Consider the following 22,763-nt stretch of genomic DNA (forward strand, 5'->3'; position numbering starts at 1 on the left):
AGATCCACTCCGGGCGGGCTGCGGTGATCACCTGCACCCAGCCATCCTCGATGATCATCCTCAGCAGACAGACACCGGGGTTACGAGACGTCCCTTAGCCAACGAAGCGGCTGAGAGCACGGCCGGCCGCCCTTCCGAACCGGCACACGCCCAGAGCAGGCGGCACCAGCCAGCCGGCGGTCCGACCCCTTCCTACGCCGGCTCGTGGCCTGGTCGGCCTTGATCGGGGTAGAAGATGAGTAGAAATTCCCTACGAAGAAGTCGCGTATGGCATGCACGATGGACGACGTCGACCGCGAGGCGCGACATCCTCCACTAGCGACATTTGGCCGACGGTTACCGATTGTCCTCACAGGGGTGACACGGCACCGCGCACGTCAGTGGAACTGGCCGTTGTCACGTGTTGACAACGGCTATTTCTCCACTGTCACCTCAAGGTGCTTTTCGGAGGCTTCGCTGGGATCGTCTCCCAAGTATTACCCAGTGCAGTTGATCAGGCAGAACTGTTACGCAGAACCGCGCCGCCGGCGTGGCACACCGACTGAGGAGCGGGATCGGATGACCTCATCGACGTTGACGGCGCCGGCGGCATGGCGGGGCAGCGACTACGCGCGGCTGTCCCGCCGGGTCGCCGCTGCGGGCCTGCTCGACCGGCGACCCGGCCGGTACGCGGCCCGGATCGCGTTCACCCTGGGCGCCTTCCTGGTCGGCTGGGCCGTGGTGGTGGCGGTCGGCGACTCCTGGTGGCAGCTGCCGCTGGCGGCGCTGATGGCGGTGGCCACCACCCAGGTGGCGTTCCTCGGGCACGACGCCGGCCACCGGCAGATGTTCCGCCGGCGCGGCCCGAGCGAGGTTGTCGGCCTGGTCGCCGGGAACCTCACGGTTGGGCTCAGCTACGGCTGGTGGGTGGACAAGCACAACCGGCACCACGCCAACCCGAACCACACCGACGAGGACCCGGACGTCGGGGCGGGCGCGCTGGTCTGGACGTACGAGCAGGCCATGGCGACCCGGGGCGCGAGCCGGTGGATGGCCCGGCGACAGGCCTGGCTGTTCTTTCCGATGCTGCTGCTAGAGGGGCTGGCGCTGCACGTGGCCAGCGTGCGAGCGCTGGTCGGCCGGGAGCCGGACGGCCGGTGGCGCACCCTGGTCCGGCACCGCGCGGTGGAGGGGCTGCTGCTCCTCGCCCACGCCGTCGGCTACCTCGGCCTGCTGTTCGCGGTGATGTCGCCCGGCCGGGCGCTGCTCTTCGCGGCCGTGCACCAGGGGCTGTGGGGGCTCTACATGGGTTGCGCGTTTGCCCCGAACCACAAGGGGATGCCGATGCCCACCGCCGAGGACGACCTTGACTTCCTGCGCAAGCAGGTTCTCACCTCGCGCAACGTCCGCGGCGGGCGGTTCGTCGACGTGGCGCTGGGGGCGCTCAATTACCAGATCGAGCACCATCTGTTCCCGAACATGCCCCGGGCCAACCTGCGGCGGGCCCGGCCGATCGTCCGCACGTACTGTGCCGAGCTGGGCATCCCGTACGCCGAGACTGGGCTGGTCGAGTCGTACCGGCAGGCGCTGGCGCACCTGCACCGGGTGGGCCGCCCCCTGCGGCAGGGGTGAACGAGCTCATCCCGACCCGCGGCTCTGCTCGTTGAGCCGGCGGATGGCCTCGGGCTGTTCCTCTCTTGCGCTCGCGGTCGGACTCGCTGGGGCCGAGGTGGTGCCGCGGCCGCGCCGGCAGGCAGCCCAGCCCGGCCGCGATCGGCGAGGACCGGATTCCGTCCTGTCGAGTGGCCCGGATCCACGCTGCCGGTAGGGTCGTCGCCGGCATACGTGCTCAGCGCGGGGGCAGCGTGAGGTGGAGGTGGGGCTGGTGAACTCGACCCCGGCGGATCGAGCGAAAGCGTCCGGAGGCCCGGCATGAGACTCGAGATCAGCATGTTGTTGCACGACACGGCCAAGCCAGCGAAGTTCCCAAGACGGAGGCACGGCCCGCTGGGACTAGTGCGATGAGACCGGAACTCTCACGCGAGTAGACCAGCATGATCGCGACGCCGAGAAGTGTCGTGAACTCCCGGTCGCGCGGCGGAGGGCGGACCGGTGACAGCGAGTTTCCGGGTGAAGATCGGGTTACGGACGTGGGCGAACAGCACAGCAACCCACCGGACTCCCATGTGGCCAGGAAGGTACTCGACTAGTGTTCCGCGCCGGAAATTCGCCTACAAAATCGGGCGAGTGATTCGAGGATGTCTTCGGCGGTCTTGGTCTAGGTGAACGGCCGTGGGTCGGTGTTCCAGTCGGCGATCCATGACCGAATGTCAGCCTCGAGTGACTGCACGCTTTTGTGGGCGCCGCGGCGGATTTTCTGCTCGGTGAGGTAACCGAACCAGCGTTCGACCTGGTTGATCCAGGAGGAGCCGGTCGGGGTGAAGTGCATGTGGAATCGGGGGTGGCGGGCCAGCCAGGCCCGGACGGCCGGGGTTTTGTGGGTGCCGTAGTTGTCGCAGATCAGGTGCACGTCCAGCTCGGCCGGCACATTCTTGTCGATGGTGGCCAGGAACTTCTTGAACTCGGTGGCCCGGTGCTGGCGGTGCAGTTCGCTGATCACGGTGCCGTCGGCGATGTTGAACGCGGCGAACAGGCTGGTGATGCCGTTGCGGGCATAGTCGTGAGTGCGCCGTTCGGGCATGCCGGGCATCATCGGCAGCACCGGCTGGGACCGGTCCAAGGCCTGGATCTGCGATTTCTTGTCCACACACAGCACGACGGCCCGTTCAGGCGGGTTGTGGTAGAGCCCGACGACGTCGACGACTTTCTCGATGAACTGCGGGTCGGTCGACAGCTTGAAGGTGTCGGCCCGGTGGGGCTTCAGGCCGAAGTCACGCCAAATCCTGCCGATCGTCGATTTCGACAGCCCGGACTTGGCGGCCATGGACGTGCGGGACCAGTGGGTGGCGTTGCGGGGCGTCTGTTCCAGGGTGGCGACCACGACCCGTTCGACCTGGTCCAGGGTGATCGACGGTGGGCGGCCCGGGCGCTGCTCGTCGATCAGCCCGTCGAGGCGCTCGGTCAGGAACCGCCGCCGCCATTTGCCCACAGTGGATAAATGCACGCCCAGAGCGATTGCCACATCGGTGTTCGACCCGCCCTCGGCGCACGCCAGGATGATCTTCGCGCGCATCGCGAGGACCTGCGCCGACTTCGCCCGCCGCGACCAGCGGGTCAACGTCGAACGTTCCTCATCGGTCAGCACCAGCGGCGCGGTGGGACGCCCGGTCCTTGGCATCCCATCACCTTACACCAACTTATGAGGCGAATTTCCGGCGCGGAACACTAGATGGTCGATCCGCACTTGTTCCGGCATGACGGGCTCGCGCTGGCCGAGCAGAGAGCCGCCTTCACCGGCGTGGCGAGCGGTACTGGCAACTCATCGGGCAACTCAATGGCAACCGTCTGAGCCCACCGTACCCCCAAGGGATGGCTGATCACCGCCCTGCCCACCGTGATTACCCTTAACAACAGTGCCTCCGCAGGGGCATCGCAGGACTGCGACGCTTGCAACCGAAAGCCGTCAGAACGGCGTGGTGCCGCAATACTGCGGCATCACGCCGGCGAAAGCCCTACACCCTCACTTACCCCACAAGCAACGCAGGTGTAGCGGGCGCCAATTGGACTCCTGTCGGAAGCGCGCTTGGCGCCAAGGGTTGCCGCAGCGTATTCGAACCCAAGGCGGAGCGTTCCGGTCGGGAGGACGCTTAAGAGCCGGAGAGGAAGCGAACGTAGGAGATCACCTCAGGGTCGGCATTGGTAGGGTGGGTAAGTTCAGGGCATTAACCAGACCTGACCCGTGGTCCCCGCCGCCTCGATCCGCCAGCGCTTACCAAAAGCGTGCATGCCGATGAAATTTATGTAGCCGATTTGATCAGGAATATTCGGATCGATGACGAGCTGACCATCCTTGACATCGTGGCCCACCATCGTGCGCTTGAACAGTGCTGCTGCCGCACTCGCCCAAGCCTGTGGGCTGCAGGCGGTGGGGTAGCGGACGGGCACGCGGCCGAAGGAGCGGTCGTAGCCGGAGATGGCTTCGGGTAAGCGGAAATTGTTGTGCCGAGCGACGTCGAGCATGGCGAGGATGATGCGGTTCGCCTCTTGACGGTATCCGTATCTAGCGAGGCCGTGCGCGATAATGGAGTTATCGTGTGGCCAAACGGTGCCCATGTGATATCCGATAGGGTTATAAGCTTCTTCCAGAGTGGAGGTTGTGCGGACTCCCCAGCCGGAGAACATGTAGTCGGCCATGAGGTGTCGGGCGATTATGGATGCTCGTTCGGGCGGAACGATTCCGCTCCAGAGCAGGTGGCCCATGTTAGAGGTCATGGAGTCGATCTGTTGTTTGTCGCCGTCTAGCCCGACTACGTAGTAGCCGCCTCTTGAGTTGGTCCAGAAGTCACGATTAAAGCGTTCGCGGAGGTCGTGGGCTTGCTCGCGGAGTTTTTCGGCGAGTTGGGGGTCGTTGTAGGGGCCCGCGGCGAGTTCGGCGAAGCGCAGTTTCGCGTCGTAGGTGTAGCCTTGGATTTCACAGGTCGCGATAGGCAAGAAAGGTATGGTGCCGTCGGAGAATTGGATTCCGTCCCAGGAGTCGCGCCAGCTGTGGTTGCCGAGCCCTTGGGGTGAACGGGTGGCATATTCGACGTAGCCGTCGTTGTCGAGGTCGCCGTATTGGTCGATCCAGTTGAGGGCGGCGTATGCGTTGTCGCGGAGTTGGTGGACGAATTCTTCGTCGTGGGTCCAGCGCCAGTGTTCGGATAGCAAGATGAGCCAGAGTTGTGTCGCATCGGCGGTGCCGTAGTAGGGATTGTGGGGTTTAAGGCCCAGTCTTGTCAGTTCCCCACTGCGTATCTCGTGCAGGATCTTTCCGGGTTCCTCATCGCGGAAATCATCGACTTGGCGCCCCTGTAGCGACGCCAGTGTCAACAGTGTCCCGCGCGACTGCAGTTGTCGCCAGCTGATGAGCTGGTACGCCGTAATCAGGGTGTCCCTGCCGAAGATCGAGAGAAACCACGGCAGCCCCGCGCTGTGGAGGACGGTCGGCTGCTCGGCCAAGCGGTGGAGGCGCAGCGAGATCATGTCCCGCACGGTTTGGTTTTGAACCTGTAGGAGCAGATCTGACCCCGATTCCAACACGGGTACGTTGGCGCGGCTGCGGCGCTCAGCTTCTTCCCTCGCTGCCTCATCGAAGGCTTCGCCGAAGCCTCGATGTATGGGTCGCAGGCCAGTTATGTCGGTATGCAGCGGGACGGAAAACTCGCACCGCCACACACCGCGCCGCTCAAGGTGGAGGTCCCAGACCAGGCTGTCGCCTTCGACCCGAGTCGCCGACGGGTCGGTCTTGACCTCGGTAGTGACTTTGAAATCGCCCCTCTGGTACGAGAATTTCAACTCGCGACTCGACGCGTCGTGCTCGCGGACGATCTGGGCAGATCTGTCCCGTGGCGACTCCTTGATCTCGAACAGATCGGCGAAGTCCGTACTGGCTAGGAGACGCAACTCCACAGACAGCGGCTCACGAGAGAAGGATTGTAACTCCACTCGCTCGTACAGGCCGTCGCCGACGAAGCGTTGGCGGCGTATCCCGATGATGTTGGCATCCAGCCCGGGAGTCACTGGATTGGTGAGGAAGAACGCTGCGGAGTAGTAGTCAGCGGTATCCGAACCCAGAACAAGTAGCGGTTTACCATTCAATCTGAGTTCCCACTGATCCAAGAAGCGGGTATCGGCATGAACCAGACCACCGATCGAATTCGGAGGCACGTCTCCAACAGCGTTGGAGTACATAAAGGTTCTGCCCTCGACCACCGCAATCGCATTCGGTCCGAGTTCTGGCGGCAAATTGCGGACGACCTCGCTTGGAACCTCATCCGGCCTGGTGGCGCCAGGCATCGGATCACCCGGCGTCGGCCTACGGCGTCCCTCGGACACGACACACCCCCTGCAAAAAGGCAAGCAGCCCCCTTGTATTCAAGCTAGCCGTCCACGACCCGCGCGGGGGCGTGAATCCGTGTCTTGAGAGAGTCAGACCTTCTCTGTCCGGATCGTCCCGATCTTCCAGCGGTTAATCAACGGATGGGCATGCCCGCAGTTGCGGTATGCGCGACTGGGCTGGTTACCCGCCTTCGGCGGCAGGCCCAATCCAATCCTGCACCAAACCGATAGGCGCAGAACGTCTAAGACGACGCAGAGCGATTGGAACAGCACGTTAGAGGCAATGACTAGGGCGTGTCCTGTCGATCATGGAAGCCAGATGACGGCGGCGATCAGGACGAGGCTGGCTCGGTAGAGGGACGCGCGTTTGGCGTAGCGGGTGGCCATGCTGGAACGGCGGAGGCCGAGTCGATTTTCGCCATCATCAAGACCGAACATGCTGCACCGGCAGGCGTGGCCCGCGCGCGCCGCGGCTTGCCAGATGCTGGTGCGGCACCCGCCGCTGACACTCCAGCCCTCGGTTACCTCAGCTCCACTGCCTACGAAGCCACCACGGCACTCCTACCAGGGACCCTCATCGGCAGACAAGGTAGTCAACTCATCGACGTTACTCGAATGGGTCAGGCTCAGAGCCGGTGGACTGGCCATGGGGGATGGCCAGGGTCGCCGCCGCCAGCATGGGAGCGGTAAAGACGGCATAGACTACGGCGATGTGCCAGCCCCTGCCGAGTAGCAGCCCGCCAAGGCTCGGGCCGATTATCGCGCCGACCCGACCCGCACCAAAGGCAAGGCCCGCCCCGGTCGCGCGGATGGAGGCAGGGTAAGCCGCGGCAGTGGTGGCGAACAGGCCGGTGATCGCCGCGCCTACACACACCCCGGTGAGTAGGGCTCCGGCCACCGTCAGGCCGGCGGCTAGACGAACGGTGCCGACGAGAAGAGCAACACCCAGGCAAGCGCTGACCATCATCACCCTCGTGACACGGAGGAGGGGCGCATACCGGCTGAGGACGCCGATCAGCACAGCTCCCGCGGTCGCGCCGACGTTGATCAAGGCACCTCCGGTGATGCCGCGTGCGATCGAAAGGCCCGCATTCGCTAGGACCGCTGGCGTCCAGCTGAAGAGGAAGTAGAAGGTGGTCATCGTCGCGAGGAGGGCGGCGCTCAGCGCGACGGTCGGGCCAGTACGGGCTACGGTGAGCAGCGCGCCCAGGCCGGACGTGCTGGCGCGAGAGTCTCCAGTGCGGGTGATGCTTTTGCCGCATGGACGCCGTACGTATTCTGGCGACTCGGGCAGGTAGACCAGCGCGACCGCGATCATCACCGCAGAGGCGATGCCGGAGGCGATGAAAACTGACCGCCAGCCCTCTGCGCTCACCAGGACGACGCTGAGGAATCCGCTCAGACTGGCGCCCAGCGGAAATCCCGCCGCTACGATTCCGATGTATAGGCTGCGGCGCTGCGAGGACGCATGCTCGGCGACAATCGTGTTCAGGCCGACGACCATGGCACCGACGCCGAGCCCGGTCAGCACCCGCAACGCCATCAATGACTGCTGGTTAACCGCAGCAGCCGACGCCAACGTGCCCATGGTGATCAACGCAAGGTAGCCGAGGATCGCTCGCCGCCGCCCGATTCGATCCGCCAGCGGAGCCAGAAGCACAGATCCGGCCAGGACCCCGACCGGGCCAGCACCTAACAAGACGCCCACCTGGCCGGATCCCAGACCCCACTCGCGGGCGATCTGAGGAGCCGTGTAGGCCATCGCGAGGACGTCAATGCCGTCGATCATGTTGATGCCCGTACCGGCCGCAACGACGTAACGCTGCCGCTTGCCCTCGGGCGACTGCTCCTGCATGTCTCTGTATATCGCCTACGAACGTCGCCTTCCTTGGCATGCCCCACCACATCACCCGCGAGCCTGACGAGCAGGTGGCACCGGCCGCGCTGCTAAGAACGGCGATCCCGTGGAAGTACCTGCCCTAAGAACTCGGCTTCGGGTCAGGTATGACCTGCTGGCGCCGGTTGCGGGACTGAAACGACGCCGGCGTGTGGCAGCAACTGCACGCGGTCCTGCTCCGCAAGCTGCGAGCCGCTGGGCAGTTGGACATGTCGCGGGCGTGATCGACGCTCCCACACACGGGCGCTCAATGGCGGCCCAAGACCGGTCCGAGCCCGGTCGATCGCCGCAAGCCAGGCTCGAAACACCACGTCATCACCGACGCGGGCGGCATCCCCCTCGCCGTCAGCCTGACCGGCGGAACCGCCACGACGTCACCCAGCTGATCGCCCGGTCGAGGCCATCCCGCCCATCAGAGGCGTCCGCGGTCGTCCTCGCCAGCGGCCGAAGCGGACCTACGCCGACCGCGGCTACGACTACGACTGCTACCGCCGCGACCTGCGCGCCAAGGGCATCACCCGGTCATCGCCCGGCGCATGGCCGGATCGACCGTGTCACCGCTGACGCGTTACCGACGACACCCACCCCGGCGCGCGCAACGTTACCGTCCATCTCAACCAGGGTGGCGGCAACCTCACCCGGGTGGCGTTCGACCCTGTCAAGGGAATGTGCGGCGGCAGTGAGGTCATCGACTTCAACGGCGATGGCCGTGCCGAGCTGCTCACGACCCGGGGCTGTTCGAAGATGCGGCGCTGCAGGTGAAGTGCGCCGCGGGTTACGCCGATCCTGCGGTTGAAAGGTCGTAAACCAGTACGACCTCTCCGGCGCGCGTCTGGACAGCTGGCTGACCGGCCTGTGTCCTCGACCAGCGTGACTCACACCGAGTCCGACAACGACAAAGCCGCCATCGCCGGCGCCGACCAAGTGATACTCGGCGAAGCTGCCAGGCCCCCCGCTTCAAGTAGCCGACCAACCGCCAACCAGGTTGCCCCTCCCACCGGCTCGGCTTCCAGATACACGCCCACAGCGGCGACACCGTCGACCCCGGCGACTTCGGCCTGATCGTCACCGCCGCGTTCCGCGACGCCGCAACCGCAGGACTTCTCCACCACTTGCTCACCGAGGCGAAACGGCACAGCCTGACCGAGGCAAACCGGGCCCTGCTTGGCGAGGCCCCTCAGCCTGGACTGCAGCTACGCGCTCGAGTCAGCTTGACTGGCGGCGGTTCGGCTGCGAACGCGCGGCCCTCTGCGACGTCTCGGCGAACCGGATGATCAACACCTGGAAGGCGGACCGCTTGGTCAAGTGGACGCCCGCCCGCAGCTGACGCGACGCCCTGCCGGCCATCCGGCGGCCTCCTCGCCGCCCGGACACCACCACACCGTCTGGCGGCATTATGACCGGCCGGTCGGCTTGGCGGGGGTGCCGACCACGGGCTGCGGCCGGGGACGCGCGAGCACCCCTTGGGCGACCGCCACGCCGAGCAGCACGACCAGCGCGCCGACGGGCTGGTGCCAGTTCAGCCGCTCGCCGAGCACCACCGCCCCGACCAGCACCGCAAACACCGGGATCAGGTACAGGACGGTGGACGCCATGCTCGCCCCGGCGACCCGGATGTTGCGCAGGTTGATCACGATGGCCAGTCCGGTGCCGAGCGCGCCCAGCGCCAGCACGCTGGCCACCACCCGCGCGGAGAGCCCGGTCGGCACCGGCGGCGTGCCGGCCACCAGCGGCACGACCACCGCGAGCTGCGCGGTGGCGACCAGCAGCTGCGCCGCCGACAGCGACAGCCCGGAGTACGCGCTGCCCGCGATGAACTTCTTCTGGTAGGGGATGGCCACGCCGTAGCAGCCCGCCGCCCCGAGGCACATGAGCTGACCGGTGAAGTGCGAACCGCCTACGCCCTCCCAGACGCCGAGCACCACCAGCACACCGGCGAAGCCCAGCCCCAACCCGACCGCCCGACGGACGGTAAGCCGCTCGGTGCGGAACACCAGCACCGCCAGCGGCAGCACGATCAGCGGTGTCGTCGCGACCCAAATACCGGCCAGCATCGACTCCACCCGCTGCTCGCCGAAGCCGAAGAGGGTGAACGGCAGGGCCACGCCGAAGGCGGCCACCACCAGCAGGTGCGCCCAGACCCGGGGCTCCCGGGGCAGCCGGTCGCGCAGCACGGCCAGCACCACCAGCAGCGTCGCCGCACCGGTGACCACCCGATAGAGGGTGAGGTGCAACGGGTGCAGCTCGGCCACCCCCACCTTGATGAAGAGGAAGCTGGATCCCCAGATCACGCCGAGTGCGAGGAACCCGGGCAGCCAGTTCCGCAGGGCCACCCGGTCAGGAGTCCAATCCCCCGTCACTCCCAACACTCTGCCCAAGCAGCGGGACGAAGTCCCCGGGAAACCGGAACTCGAAGCGTGTGCTTGGCGCTCGGAGCCCTCATACCGGCAGAGCTCCGGAACACACTCGCCCGGCTGGCTGATCCAGCGATCCTCTGTCCGCCCCCGGCGCTTCGTCCCTGAGATGCCCAAGCAGTTGGGTCAGCCGCCGTTGGGCACGGGACGTACGACTCTTCACCGTGCCGACGGGGATCCCGACATGCTCGGCGATCTCCCTCTGCGTCATCTGATGGAAGTATGCGAGCTGCAGCACCTGACGCTCACGGCTGGGCAGCTGATCGAGCGCGGAACGCAACTGCCAAGTCCGCCAACTGTCGTCCATCGAAGGGCCGGGAACGGACAGCAAATCCGCCGTTCGCCCCTCGGAAAGCGAAATATTCAACCTACCTCGGCGCTCCCGCCGATACAGGTCGATTGCGGCTCGGCGGGTGATCGCGTACAGCCAAGGCTGCAGGCTGCCATCACGGCCATCTAGCCGTCGCGCTCCCCGCCACGCCTGAAAGAACGCCTGCTGGACGGCTTCGGCTGCATCCTCTCGATTGCCGAGGAGCCGGTAGGCGGTGGCGAACATGGCCCGGGCGTACCGCCGGTAAAGCTCCGTCACCGCCGAATCGTCGCCTGATCTGAGTCGCTCCTCCAGGAGCTTGTCAGCCCTGGACTCAGCGCCGCGCTGGTGGACGCAGAACGCTGCGGACAGGGGTGGGGCAGCAGGCGGACCTGCCGTGCCAACAGGTTCCCCGATGGCCGGAGGGTGCAAGTCGGACACATTCCCGCTGATGCAGCTGAGCACCGTCCCAGCGTGAAGCGCAGGTCGCCACCCGGCATCGGTAAGTCCTACCTAATTACGCGTAAACGATTGACGCCTGGCGTACAGCCGACGCAGGCAGGGGGTCGCGTCCGCGCTGGTGGTGTAGGAGGCGGCCATCGCAGGATCCGGTTTGTTGTTAGGCGGCAATCGGTGTCGGGTCGGGTTGCTCGGTGTCGTGTTGGTCGGCTCGGTGGTGATCATTCGGGCTTTGGCCAGGAGTTCCAGGCCCATGTAGCGGCGGCCTTCGGTCATTCGTCGGTCTGCTCGGCCAGCACAGCGCCGATGAGGCGGATGATCGCCAGCCGGTTCGGGAAGATCCCCACGACGTCGGTGCGGCGGCGGATCTCCTTGTTCAACCGCTCCTGCGGATTGTTCGACCAGATCTGGCGCCAGATCTCGCGGGGGAAGCCGGTGAACGCGAGGAGGTCGTCACGGGCGGCATCGAGGTGCTCGGCCGCGGCAGGCAATTTCGCCTCGATGGTGGTCACGACCCGCTGGAACTGGGCGTGGACCGCGTCGGCGTCGGGCTGGTAGAAGATCGTGCAGACGAGGGTGGCCATCCACGGCTGCGCCGACTTCGGGACTTTGGTCAGCAGGTTCCGTAGGTAGTGGGTTCGACACCGCTGCCAGGCAGCACCCGGGCAGGGGCGGCGCCGATCGCGGCGACGAGACCGGCGTGGGCATCGGAGATGACCACACGAACGCCGGTCAGGCCGCGGGCGGCCAGGGACCGCAGGAACGCCAGCCAGCCGGCGCCGTCCTCGTCCGAGGCGACGTCCAAGCCCAACACTTCGCGTTGGCCGTCGGCGCTGACACCGACAGCGATCAGGGCGTGAACGTTGACGGTCCGGCCTGCTTCACGGACCTTCATCGTCAACGCGTCCATCCACACGAACGTGTAATGCCCGCTGTAGAGGGGCCGGTTGCGGAACGCCTCGACCTGCGCGTCAAGGTTCGCGGCCATCTCCGCCACTGCGACGTCGACAGCTGCCGGATCCCGAGCCGTTCCACCAACTTCTTCACCCGCCGCTCGACACCCCGAGCAGATAGGAACTTTGAAGCCGGTCGATCGAACGCCGATCGGCCGATCGCGAACGGCCCTTTTTCGACGGTCAGGCGAGCCGAAGAACTTCTGTCTCCAGTTGACAGTCACCGGCGCCTATCAGACGCTGATCTGACTTCACACCGGCCGCCGGATCGCGCGATCCAGCACACATGAAGGGGCACCGCCACCATGTCCCAGTCGCTGCGCCACCGATCCCGCCGCACCCGCCTGGCCGCCTTCACGGTCGGGGTGCTCCTCTCGGTCGCCGCGGCCACGGTCGTCGCTGTGCCGGCCGCCTCGGCCGCGCAGATCACGGCCAACGCCGACGCGCTGGACGGCACCTGCGCCTTGCTGCGGGTCTACAACGGCTCCAGCTCGGTCGGTTACGTGGTGCGCAGCGGGGCCGGCTACGGCTTCACCTCGTCCGCCTCCGGCGCCACGTCGTTCCAGTTGGAGGCCACCCAGCTCGGCCGGTACGAGGTGGTCGGCTCCGATGGCAAGCCGGCGTACCAGAGCATCATCGGTTCCATCCTGGCCGGGGACTCGTACGGCGACCGTGCCGACTTCACCGTGGCCAAGGTCGGCGACCGGTACCGGTTCACCGCAGCGGCCACCGGCCAGGTCATGGGCTCGTTCCTGTGGAGTCTCGGTGCGGCCAGCTCGTCGTACACCGTCGCGCTGGCGACCGCGACGGGGTGCTACACCCCACCGGACATCGACCCGGGCGTCACCGGCACTGCCGCGCCGGGCGTCGACAGCAGCGGCAAGCTCGTGGGGACGATCGACGCGCACGCCCACGTCACCGCCGCCGCCGCGTTCGGCGGTCAGATGCACTGCGGCGAGGCGTGGGCGCCCGGCGGCGTGCAGGTGGCGCTCGCGGGCTGCGACACGCACCGCAGCTTGAACGTGGGCGCGCTGTTCGAGGCGATCGTTGGGGGAACCGACCCGGTGAACTCGCCAGAGGACGGCTGGCCGACGTTCGGCGACTGGCCGCAGCGCAATTCGCTGCTGCATGAGCAGTCGTACTACCGGGGTATCGAGCGGTCCTGGCGGGCCGGCCAGCGGGTGCTCAACGTGCTGCTCGTCGCGAACCGCGCCATCTGCGCGCTGTTCCCGTACCGCGACACGTCCTGCGACGAGATGGACCAGATCCGGGTCCAGTCCCGGTACCTGTACTCAATGCAGGACTACATCGACGCGCAGAACGGTGGCGCCGGCAAGGGCTGGTTCCGCATCGCGACTAAGCCGACGGAGGTGCGCAGCATCGCCGCGCAGGGCAAGCTGGCCGTGACGATCGGCGTCGAAAACTCGGAGATCTTCGGCTGCCGCGAGATCAACGACGTCCCGCAGTGCACCATGGCCCAGATCGACGCCGGCCTCAACGAGCTGCAGTCGCTCGGCGTCTCTGGTCTCTACCCGGTACACAAGTTCGACAACGCCTTCGGCGGCACCCGGTTCGACTCGGGCGTCAGCGGGGCCTTCGTCAATCTGAGTAATCTGCTGTCCACCGGGCACTGGTGGACAGCCACCCGCTGCACCGGCCCGTCCGACAACGAGCAGCCGCTCGTCAACGACGACCTCGTCCGGCTGCTGAGCTTCGGTGTCGTGGGCCTGCCGCCCGGCGCGGTGCTGCCGGTCTACCCCAGCGGCAAGATCTGCAACACCCGCGGGCTGACCAGCCTCGGCCGCTACCTCATCCAGACGATGATGGACCGCGGCATGATTATCCACGTCGACCACATGAGCGTGAGGACCGCGCAGGCCGTGCTGGACATGGCCGCAGCGGCACACTACCCGGGCGTGACCTCCGTGCACAGCTGGTCCGATCCGGCGATGATCGACCGGATTCTCGCGCTGGGCGGGTTCGTGGCCACGTACGCGAACTCGGTGCCTGAGTTCCTCAGCGAGTGGCGCGCGAACCGCGCCGCGCCGCACGGCAACGCCATTGTCGGCTACGGCTACGGCACCGACGTCAACGGCCTCGGCGACCAGGCGAACCCGCGCCCGAACGCCGCGGCCAACCCGCTGGTCTACCCGTTTACCGCGCCGAACGGCACCACGGTGAACAAGCAGGTCTTCGGATCGCGCACCTTCGACGTCAACACCGACGGCGCCGCGCAATACGGTCTGTTCGCCGACTGGACCACCGACCTCATCCAGCAGGCCGGCAGCGACAGCGCCCTGCTACGGCAGCAGCTCATGTCCGGGGCTGAGGCGTACGTCTGGATGTGGGAGCAGGCCATCGCCTGGTAGCCACGGCCTGACTCCCACCCTCGCGGCTATGATTCGAGGGCGGTCCCTACCCACCAGGTGGCGGGCAGCGTTGACGACGGCCGGTACCCGGATAGCTTCACCCGCGTTGACTCGGGTAGCACCGGCACACTGCGAGCCCCTGACATCGTTTCAGGGGCTGCTGTTTGCCCTCGGCGATCAGGGCCCGTTCCGTATCGACCGAACGTCCGTGATCCCCATGGCCTGCTGGAAGCACTCCCCGATGGCCCAGCGGCTGCCGGCGATGCGGGCCAGGTCGATCAGGCGGGCGCGGCGGGGTCCGTAGCAGACGTAGTAGGCGATCTCCCCGGTAGCGATACTGCGCCTGGCCAGGAGCCAGTGCCCGCGCCCGGGCCGCCAGCAGATGCGCACCGGCATGCGGGCTCACAGGCACTCGCGGGGGCCGTCTGCACCAGCGCCGGCGGACAGGCGGCACCATGCCTGGGCGGGTATGGCCGCGATCAACTCGTCGGCGCGGCAGGTGCCCATCGTGGTGGTGATCATGTCGTCGTTGCGGCGGGTGGCTCTTACCGGGAGCCTCGTCCTATGTCGACACGAGCATCCCGCCGCACCCGCCGTGACCAGGCCGGTCACGATGAAAAGGCCTCACTGCAACGGCAGTTATAGCGGGTAGCCGCGTTGGCGGTAGTGGCTGGTGCGGGCGTGGTGTTGGCGTCTGCGGCGCCAGTGTGACCAGGCCCAGATGCGTGCCGGGCAGGACAGGGTGGTGAGGATCAGGGATAGCATGAGTCGGCGGATCTCCGGTACGGTGTAGCCGATCATCATGCCTTCGCGGGACTGGATCCCCTTTTTGCGGCAGGGTTTTGGCGACGGCGAGCGGCATCGCCCACCTGCACAACATCGCCCTCGCGGGCTGACCGCCAGTCAAGTGTCGCGCAACGCCTCTACCGAGTTGCGGGACGTCCCTTAGACAAGAAGAATGATCAACCAGGGCTGTCCCCTGATCAGATGGGGTCACCACCCAGCCACCGCCCAATTGGGTGCTGATCGAGCCATGGTTGCCGAGGTCGAAGCACCGACGGCAGGCGGGAGAAGCACTTACGACGGGAAATCCTCAAACGAGATCCGTTGGTTCGGGTGCCCGCAGCGTAGCTGCCCGCTGCCGCCCTGGCAATTGGTGTACTGGTACTTCAGCTGGTGGGACGTAGCCCGCCTCACCCAGAAGCTTCTGGCCGCGATGCGGTTCCGGGGCGCGCGGAGTGCGCCAGGGCCACTGCCGGGAGCCGTTGGCGGGGATCATCGACTCCCAGAGCGTGTAGGGGCGCCGACATCGTCCGCCCAGAACGGCCGGGGCTACGACGCCGAGAAGAAGATTAGCGGCCGCAAGCGGCTCATCGTCACCCGCACCCTGCAGCTTGATGGTCACTGTGATCGCCGCGAGTTGGTGGGACGGCGACAGCGCCCAGACGCCCTGCTTGACGCCTACATGGCCAGCCCGATTTGGCATGTCTTCGCTGACCAGGGGTTCGCCGGACGTTTGCTCGACTCGGTCCGCAGCACCCTGCGCACCATCCTGGAGCTCGTTCGCAGACCCGCGGACAAGCGGGGATTCAGCGTGCTCTCCGGCCGGTGGGTGGTCGAGGGAACCTCGGCCTGTTCACCGGCTGCCGACGTCTTCGCCGCCATCGCCCGCATGACACGCGGCATCACCAGGGGCCAGCCCGCTCGCCGACGATCCCGCCGCTGCCCCTTGCCTGACCCTGATCAACCCTGACTCAAACCCGCTCTGAGCAGCAATCTCGAACACGACTTGAGTAGTAGTTACTCCTAGGCGGCATCCGGCCAGCGGATTAACATTCCGGCCAACAGGCACCCCGGCCGAAGCCCGTAGCGGGAGGGACCTGCAGTCGCATATTGCAATGCGACGCCTGCCAAGACGTCGACGGATCTGACGCAGACTCGGCGCTGGTCGTCTATGGCTTGGCCTTGATCTGGTGCGGCGATTCGAAAGGAGCGAATGAGTCGTTATAGATGCAATTCGCCGGTCATGGCTAAACCCGCGTGGGGGCTGCAACGGCCCTGCGCTGGACAAGGTAAAGAAAAGTTCATGGCGCGCTCAAGGAGAGGCATGAAAAGATCGAGAAAGACGTCAATCTCGGCAGCGGCACTGAGCGTCCTGATGGCGCTCTTTGCTGCCGTCGTGTTCCCCGGGACGGCCTCCGCCTCAATGAATCCGGACGGCGGAAATGATAGGTACTACATGACCGTAGTGTTCAGGGAGATCCGGTTCTGGAACCTTAATGACTGCGACCCTGCCTGCACTTCGACTGCGAACATGTATGGGTACATGCAGGCCTATGGTGATCGACAGCAGGCTAGAGTTTTGACAAGCAATGGCTGGCCTGTGAAGTACGGCAGCCACCCTATTTCGGGGTACCAGGATACTTATTTTGCGCGTACCAGGACTGTGGGCGACTATAATAAAAACCACAACTTCGCGGTGGACGTAAATGGGTACAACTCTGACCAGAGTAAGTGCGATCCGCTTAAGCCCTCTGAATGTTTCACGTTCCCTGGATGCAGAGAAAACTATCATGACTACCCGTGGCCTGAATCCACCGCAGCTGAGAGCTGCAGTGGGGTCTGGTCCGATTACGTCAAGGTGCCCGCGTGGAAGGGTTACGAGTTTGTCGTGGAAGCCGGCTTCTCGGACTTCGATGAGCAAACGTGGAGCGATGTGCTTTGCAGCCCCAAGAAAACGCATGTTATCGATGATGCCCACCTCGGCACTAGTAGTCACCAAATGTGGAACACGGGTCCTGACGGTCAGGGGTGCACCGTCCTCTACGATCTCACCTTGGTCGACGACCCCACTTCGTGACATCACTGAAGTTCCAAGCAACTTGCAGGCCCTCTCTCGGGTGGCTGTCCAACCGCGAGAAACTTGATCTTGACTTAGAGAGCCCAAGGCGACGCCCCGCCCAGCACAACTGCTGGGCGGGGCCGTCGCGTAGAGATCAGTTAGCCGACGGTGCCGTTCGTGTAGTTGCGTGGTACGAGCCACTCCTGATTGTCCGCGCCGACGCGATGAGATGCGTCTACCTCGCTGTGATGAGCCTCGACCCGACCTGGCAGAGCCGCCGGCGCTGGACCATTCCCGGGAAACCCGCACTAAACGCCTTCGACATCGCCTTCGAAGGACGCCTGTCCGCACGGGGCGCCAAATAGGTGATCAGGAGGGTCAGCGGCTGCAACGTCTGGTGTGTCGAGGCCTGGGTTCGGTCGTGCGGTTGCGGCGGGCGCTGGTGGTGCTGGCCTCGGCCGGCGGGGATACTGTGCCGGTGATCGTCCGGCTCGTGCAGGCTGACGAGGAACTCGGTGCGGCAGGTGATCCATCGGTTCAACGAGATGGGCATGGCCAGCCTGGACCCTCTGTGGGCGGGTGGCCGTCTCTGCCGGATCAGTAGCGACGACGAGGCTTTCATCGTCGCGACGGCCAACACCCGCCCTGCGAAGCTGGGGCGGGTCGTTCACCTGCTGGAGCGTGCGCAAACTCGCGGAGTAGCTGGCACATAACCCGGATCGGCGAGTGGTCGTCGGCCGGGAGCGGCTACGGCAGCTACTGCGCAACACGCAATCACCTTCCAACGCGCCAGGACGTGGAAGGAGTCCACCGACCCGCAGCGGGAGAAGCTGGCCCGCATCGAACAGGTGATCGAGCAGTTCCCGCACCGCACCTTCGCCTTCGATGAGTTCGGGCCGCTGACGATCCGGCCGCACGGCGGCGTCGGCTGGCAGTCCAAGGGCCGTCCGCGGCGTTTGCCGGCGAACTACCACAAGCTGCACCGCGTGCGGCAGTTCCACGGCTGCTACAGCATCGGCGACGACCAGTTATGGGGCGTCGTCCGCACCCGCAAGTCCGCAGGCAACACCCTGACCGCGTTGAAGTCGATCCGGGCCGCCCGCCCGGACGGCGCACCGACCTACGTCCTCCTGGACAACCTATCGACCCACAAGGGTTCACCATCAGGAAGTGGGCGGCACGGAACAAGGTCGAACTGTGCCTCACCCCGACCTACGCCTCCTGAACCAACCCCGTCCTGGCCCGCAACCTGCACGCCTACCCGCGCTGCGCAACGCCAACGCCCGCCACCCCAACGTCCTAGCCGCTCCACGCCGCCACCGCGCCAAAATCCGCAGCGAACGACAACGCCGCTGGGGCCGACCCACCAACCCGAACAGCATGACCAACCCAACGTTCGTGGTCGAGGCACTAGCTGGATACTGAAGGTATGCTGTGTGAGGCTCGACCGCTGGGGGCTGACCTGGGGCTAAGCGGCCGGCGGGGGGTCAGCCACACGTCGGTCGCCGCCACGATAGATGGCTTTGCGTTGACTGCGGCCGGCCGGACCGGCGCCGCCTTCTATGGTGCTACAGCCAGACATCGGGGCTGGGGCATGCCTTCCCGGCCCAAGGCCAGGCACTGCGCAAACTCACGCTCGGCGGGGCGGTACCAGCGTTAGGGGGAGTAGTTGGACCAAGTGGCAAGGGAGTGGCCTCTAACGGCGAGATCTGCCCAGATCGAGCGATTCGCCGCCCTGATTTCGCCACCCGTCTCCTCTGGCTGTGTCATCGCTGGCGGGCCTGGAGTGGGAAAGTCCCGCCTCGCTGCTCATTTCCTTCGGCTTGCAAGAGAATCCGGGATGGCTGCGAGAAAGGCGACCGCAACAGAGGCATCGTCCCGAATACCGCTAGGAGGCATTGCGCTCCTTTTGCCGCCGACCGTCGACCCAAGGCGGCCGTTGGAAGCGTTCCACGCAGCGCGGCACTCGCTGTCTGGGCAAGGCAGGAGGATCGCGTGCTGGTTGGATGACGTCCACCTGCTGGATGCCACCTCGGTCGTGCTGCTAAGGCAGCTCATGGATGCTGGGTTGCTATTTCTGATCGCGACCGTCCGATCAGATGCCCGCCCGGGGCCCTACACCGGCCTTACCCGCGACCTTCATCGCATGGACCTAGCCGATCTCAACGAAGTTGAGACGGGAGCGCTCCTTGAAGCGGGCCTGCGCGCTCCAGTGTCCCTCTCCACCCGCCGCCATCTGTACTCCGTCAGTCGCGGTAACCCGCTGTATCTGCGTGAGTTGGTGATGGGAGCCGTCACCGACAAGACGCTCACATTCGATGGCGAGGTATGGCATTCGGCGGATACGGGCGTCAAGGTGACCAAGCGGCTCCAGGACCTTGTTGACTGGCGCATGGCCAACACGCCGCCCGCCGCCCACGCGCTGCTGGAGACACTGGCGCTGTGCCAACCGTTGTCACTGAGCGACGCTATGGAGCTGGCACCCAGCGAGGTCGTACACGAGTTAGAAGCCGCAGACATCATCAGCTTCAGCCGTGCTGACCGACGGACGAGTCTCACTCTCGCTCACCCGATCTACGGTGAGGCACTCCGAGCAGCCATGCCGCCTCTGCGTCGAAGGACCAGACTCGTCGAGCAGATCCAACGTATGCAGCGCTACGGGTTTCGCCGAGCGGGGGACGCCCTGCGCCTGGCCTCCTGGCAGCTCGAGGCTACCGGGACGGCGGAGCCCGCTTTGTTGACGAGGGCGGCCGCATATGCGGCCTACGGCAACGACAACGAGCAGGTCATCACACTGCTGTCGGCGTTGCCACCCGCTTGCGCCTCGGTGCAAACGGACCTGCTCCTGGGTAACGCCCATAGGGATATCGGCAACTGGCGGGAAGCGGAGACCTTTTATCGTCGCGCTGATTGCCGATCCCAGGACGAGGCAACAAAGCTGGCGGTGGTGTCTACCCGAACGATGAACTTGTTCTGGGCTGGCGCCCAGGTGGAGAAGGCGTTGGAGGTGAACAGGGCAGCGTATGGCCAGGTGACGAGCGAGTATGCCCGGGCAATGCTGAGGATCAACGAGGCTCAAATGGTTGCGGCCGCGGGTGACCCAGTGCGAGGGCTCGAGCACCTGGCCAACCTGCCCATCAGCATAGAGGAGGCCGAACCTGTTATCTGGCTCATTTGTGCTGCTTGGGAAGCGGCTTCTCGGGCGGCGATTGGGCAGACCGCACGGGCTATCGCGATCTCGCGCAGAGCGCTTGCCGTTCATCGTGCGGCACAGGGAACAGCCGATCTGCCGCATCCGGTGTCGCAGGCGATCTCCTTGGTCATGGCACTTGCCGAGGCCGGTCGCCTGCAGGAGGCGGTAGCTGTCGGGGCGAAGGCCTATGCAGAGGTTACAAGCGGCGCCCATGAACCGATGATCCGGCTGTGGTTGTGCCTTCAAATGGGACGGGCGCACTGGATCGCGGGACGCGCGAGCAGCGCTCGTCGCATGTATGCGGAAGCAATTTCGATTGCCCGCTCCCGCGGCTACACCAAAGTCATGCGCATCGCCCTGTCCGGGCTGGCCGCGTCTGCGTCAGTGTTGCGCGACCCGAAGGCTGCAGAAGCGGCCTTGGACGCCATCGAAGACTATCCGCTCATGGGCTTTTTCGCTGGAGAGGAACGGCTGGGAGAGGCGTGGCTACACGCCAGCCAGGGCCGGCTAAGCCAAGCGCGTGGCGTCTTGCATGAAGCAGCGCAGTCAGCTCGCGGCAGCAGGCAGGCAATGAGCGAAGCGCTGATCCTCACAGACATAGCGCGGTTGGGTCAACCCAAGGAAACGCTTCCACGGCTCGAGGAGATCGCTCACGGTTGCGACGGAGCGCTTGCGCCTGCACGGGCCCGGCTCGTTGCTGCCTTGGCGGCAGGAGAGCCGGCCGAACTGCTCGTCGTTTCCGGCGAGTTGGAGACGATCGGTTCTCCGCTGCTAGCAGCCGAGGCATGCGCCCAAGCCGCCCTGATTCTATCGAGGGCAGGCGACCCGCGCCGGGCGGCGGGTGCAGCGAACCGATCGAGAATCCTGGCTCAGGCTTGTGGAGGGCCCCGGACTCCACTATTGGACGTCACGCCAGCAGCCACAGCCGACCTGACCTCGAGAGAAAGGGAGATCGCACGGCTTGCGGCAGAGAGGAACTCCAGTAGGGAAATCGCCGAGCTGTTGCATCTTTCCGTCCGTACCGTCGAGAACCATCTGCAGAAGGCATACGGGAAGCTGGGCGTGAAGAACCGCGTAGAACTTTCACGCGTCCTCAACGCCTGAGCAGGACTGGAAGCGGCAGCTGCGCCAAGACGTAGCACGCGGCACTATAGTCAGGACAAGCCAGCCCCCCATGCTGGCCGCATGTCAGCAATGTCGTTGGCGGACACGCTGGCTCACCCGCTGCGACCCGACCTAGGCGCAGTCGCTGAGGGGCACGGGGGCATGCCTATGGACGTGCGGCGGTCTTCACCGAGGGCCGCTTCGATCACCAGTTGGTCTCTCGGGCGACTGTGCGGGGCGTCTTGCCGCAGTTGCCTTAGAGGTCCTAACAAAATGATCTCTGGGTCTTCCATCCCTTGTAGAGGGTGATCTACGATGTCGGGCCGTGAGGCGTGGCGAGCAGCCGCCGTGGATCGTGTCGGACGGGCTGTGGCAGCGCATCGAGCCGTTGCTGCCCAAACCTGAGCGCAATCCACGGCACCCGGGACGCAGCGGATCCCGGACCGCAAGGTGCTGTGCGGGATCTTGTTCGTGCTGCACACCGGCATTCAGTGGGAGTTCCTGCCCCAACAGCTCGGGTTCGGTTCCGGGATGACCTGCTGGCGGCGCCTCGAGGAGTGGAATCGGGCCGGAGTGTGGCAGCGGCTGCACGAGCTGCTGCTGGCCGAGCTGCACGCAGCCGGCAAGCTCGACTGGTCCCGCGCCGTGATCGACTCCTCCCATGTGAGGGCCGCCCGACGTGGCCCAAAAGCGGCCCGAGCCCGGTCGACCGCGCCCGCCCGGGCTCGAAGCACCACGTCCTGACCGAGGGCGCCGGCATTCCCCTGGCCGTGTCGCTGAGCGGCGGCAACCGCAACGACGTCACCGAACTGCTCCCGCTGATCGACAAGATCCCGCCCGTACGCAGTCGGCGCGGCCGGCCCCGCCGCGCCCTGACCATCTTCGGCGACCGCGCCTACGACCATGACAAGTACCGCCGGGCCGTACGTGCCAAGGGCATCCGGCCGCGGATCGCCCGCCGCGGTCAACCCCACGGCTCAGGCCTCGGAGTGATCCGGTGGGTCATCGAGCGCACGATCGCCTGGTACCACGGCATGAGACGGCTACGCATCCGCTGGGAACGCCGCGACGACATCCACGAAGCCTTCCTCGCCCTCGCCACCTGCATCATCACGTACCGACACGTCACACGGCTTTGTTAGGACCTCTTAGAGGGCATCTGATCTCGGTTGGTGAGGATGGTCCGATTAGGTGGTTTCGGTTCGCCAGGTTGGGGTGGATTCTCCGGTGAGGTAGCGGCTCATTG

The 22,763-nt window shown here is 65.7% G+C and carries 10 protein-coding genes and 8 pseudogenes; 9 read left to right on the forward strand and 9 right to left on the reverse strand.

Going from position 1 to position 22,763, the window contains the following annotated elements:
- The first annotated feature begins 558 nt into the window (after nucleotides 1-558).
- Nucleotides 559-1,611 (forward strand): acyl-CoA desaturase, encoded by a 1,053-nt coding sequence (locus JNW89_RS05650; protein ID WP_238447999.1) that lies wholly within the window; start codon nucleotides 559-561, stop codon nucleotides 1,609-1,611.
- Nucleotides 1,612-2,185: 574 nt separating this feature from the next.
- Here the strand turns inward: JNW89_RS05650 and JNW89_RS05655 are convergent.
- The 4 genes and pseudogenes from JNW89_RS05655 to JNW89_RS05665 form a co-directional block, all read right to left on the reverse strand.
- Nucleotides 2,186-3,277: pseudogene (locus tag JNW89_RS05655) on the reverse strand (IS630 family transposase).
- A gap of 536 nt (nucleotides 3,278-3,813) precedes the next feature.
- Entirely contained in the window at nucleotides 3,814-5,934 is a 2,121-nt protein-coding gene (locus JNW89_RS05660; RefSeq protein ID WP_238448000.1) for a glycogen debranching N-terminal domain-containing protein, read from the reverse strand.
- Between the two features lie 348 nt (nucleotides 5,935-6,282).
- Nucleotides 6,283-6,390, reverse strand: a pseudogene (locus JNW89_RS38575) (IS5/IS1182 family transposase); the annotation flags it as partial.
- 193 nt (nucleotides 6,391-6,583) lie between these two features.
- Nucleotides 6,584-7,831, reverse strand: a complete 1,248-nt coding sequence (locus tag JNW89_RS05665; protein ID WP_238448001.1) for an MFS transporter — start codon at nucleotides 7,829-7,831, stop codon at nucleotides 6,584-6,586.
- An 89-nt stretch (nucleotides 7,832-7,920) separates the two neighbouring features.
- Here JNW89_RS05665 and JNW89_RS05670 point away from each other — a divergent pair.
- Nucleotides 7,921-8,409, forward strand: a pseudogene (locus JNW89_RS05670) (IS5 family transposase); the annotation flags it as partial.
- A gap of 339 nt (nucleotides 8,410-8,748) precedes the next feature.
- Here JNW89_RS05670 and JNW89_RS05675 read toward each other — a convergent pair.
- Nucleotides 8,749-8,985, reverse strand: coding sequence for a hypothetical protein (locus JNW89_RS05675; RefSeq protein ID WP_238448007.1), 237 nt, complete (start codon nucleotides 8,983-8,985; stop codon nucleotides 8,749-8,751).
- 89 nt (nucleotides 8,986-9,074) lie between these two features.
- On the opposite strand from JNW89_RS05675, the pseudogene JNW89_RS05680 reads away from it, so the two are divergent.
- Nucleotides 9,075-9,200: pseudogene (locus JNW89_RS05680) on the forward strand (PHP domain-containing protein); the annotation flags it as partial.
- A 67-nt stretch (nucleotides 9,201-9,267) separates the two neighbouring features.
- Here the strand turns inward: JNW89_RS05680 and JNW89_RS05685 are convergent.
- The 3 genes and pseudogenes from JNW89_RS05685 to JNW89_RS05695 all read right to left on the reverse strand — a co-directional run.
- Nucleotides 9,268-10,233 carry a DMT family transporter gene (locus JNW89_RS05685; protein WP_238448002.1) on the reverse strand — a complete coding sequence of 322 codons (966 nt, stop codon included), beginning with the start codon at nucleotides 10,231-10,233 and terminating at the stop codon, nucleotides 9,268-9,270.
- 79 nt (nucleotides 10,234-10,312) lie between these two features.
- On the reverse strand, nucleotides 10,313-11,062 hold the full coding sequence (locus JNW89_RS36505; protein WP_309139950.1) for a sigma-70 family RNA polymerase sigma factor: 750 nt from the start codon (nucleotides 11,060-11,062) through the stop codon (nucleotides 10,313-10,315).
- A 183-nt stretch (nucleotides 11,063-11,245) separates the two neighbouring features.
- Nucleotides 11,246-12,177, reverse strand: a pseudogene (locus tag JNW89_RS05695) (IS256 family transposase); the annotation flags it as partial.
- A 137-nt stretch (nucleotides 12,178-12,314) separates the two neighbouring features.
- Here JNW89_RS05695 and JNW89_RS05700 point away from each other — a divergent pair.
- Nucleotides 12,315-14,378: a membrane dipeptidase gene (locus JNW89_RS05700; protein ID WP_238448003.1), complete on the forward strand. Its 2,064-nt coding sequence runs from the start codon at nucleotides 12,315-12,317 to the stop codon at nucleotides 14,376-14,378.
- Nucleotides 14,379-14,597: 219 nt separating this feature from the next.
- Here the strand turns inward: JNW89_RS05700 and JNW89_RS05705 are convergent.
- Nucleotides 14,598-14,927, reverse strand: a pseudogene (locus JNW89_RS05705) (IS701 family transposase); the annotation flags it as partial.
- 484 nt (nucleotides 14,928-15,411) lie between these two features.
- Here JNW89_RS05705 and JNW89_RS05710 point away from each other — a divergent pair.
- From JNW89_RS05710 to JNW89_RS05730, 5 genes and pseudogenes are all read left to right on the forward strand, one after another.
- Nucleotides 15,412-16,131, forward strand: coding sequence for a hypothetical protein (locus tag JNW89_RS05710; RefSeq protein ID WP_238448004.1), 720 nt, complete (start codon nucleotides 15,412-15,414; stop codon nucleotides 16,129-16,131).
- A gap of 354 nt (nucleotides 16,132-16,485) precedes the next feature.
- Complete coding sequence (locus tag JNW89_RS05715) at nucleotides 16,486-17,238, forward strand: hypothetical protein (RefSeq protein WP_238448005.1); 753 nt, start codon at nucleotides 16,486-16,488, stop codon at nucleotides 17,236-17,238.
- 265 nt (nucleotides 17,239-17,503) lie between these two features.
- Nucleotides 17,504-18,645 (forward strand): annotated as a pseudogene (locus JNW89_RS05720) (IS630 family transposase).
- 253 nt (nucleotides 18,646-18,898) lie between these two features.
- On the forward strand, nucleotides 18,899-21,517 hold the full coding sequence (locus JNW89_RS05725; protein WP_375155055.1) for a LuxR C-terminal-related transcriptional regulator: 2,619 nt from the start codon (nucleotides 18,899-18,901) through the stop codon (nucleotides 21,515-21,517).
- A gap of 352 nt (nucleotides 21,518-21,869) precedes the next feature.
- Nucleotides 21,870-22,659, forward strand: a pseudogene (locus tag JNW89_RS05730) (IS5 family transposase).
- The last annotated feature ends 104 nt before the right edge of the window (nucleotides 22,660-22,763 follow it).

Source organism: Micromonospora sp. 4G55, assembly GCF_016803375.1.

Excerpts from the sequence above, each read along its gene's own strand:
- JNW89_RS05650 (WP_238447999.1), top strand. The coding sequence starts at position 559 with ATGACCTCATCGACGTTGACGGCGCCGGCGGCATGGCGGGGCAGCGAC.
- JNW89_RS05660 (WP_238448000.1), bottom strand. The coding sequence starts at position 5,934 with ATGCCTGGCGCCACCAGGCCGGATGAGGTTCCAAGCGAGGTCGTCCGC.
- JNW89_RS05665 (WP_238448001.1), bottom strand. The coding sequence starts at position 7,831 with ATGCAGGAGCAGTCGCCCGAGGGCAAGCGGCAGCGTTACGTCGTTGCG.
- JNW89_RS05700 (WP_238448003.1), top strand. The coding sequence starts at position 12,315 with ATGTCCCAGTCGCTGCGCCACCGATCCCGCCGCACCCGCCTGGCCGCC.
- JNW89_RS05710 (WP_238448004.1), top strand. The coding sequence starts at position 15,412 with ATGGTTGCCGAGGTCGAAGCACCGACGGCAGGCGGGAGAAGCACTTAC.
- JNW89_RS05715 (WP_238448005.1), top strand. The coding sequence starts at position 16,486 with ATGAAAAGATCGAGAAAGACGTCAATCTCGGCAGCGGCACTGAGCGTC.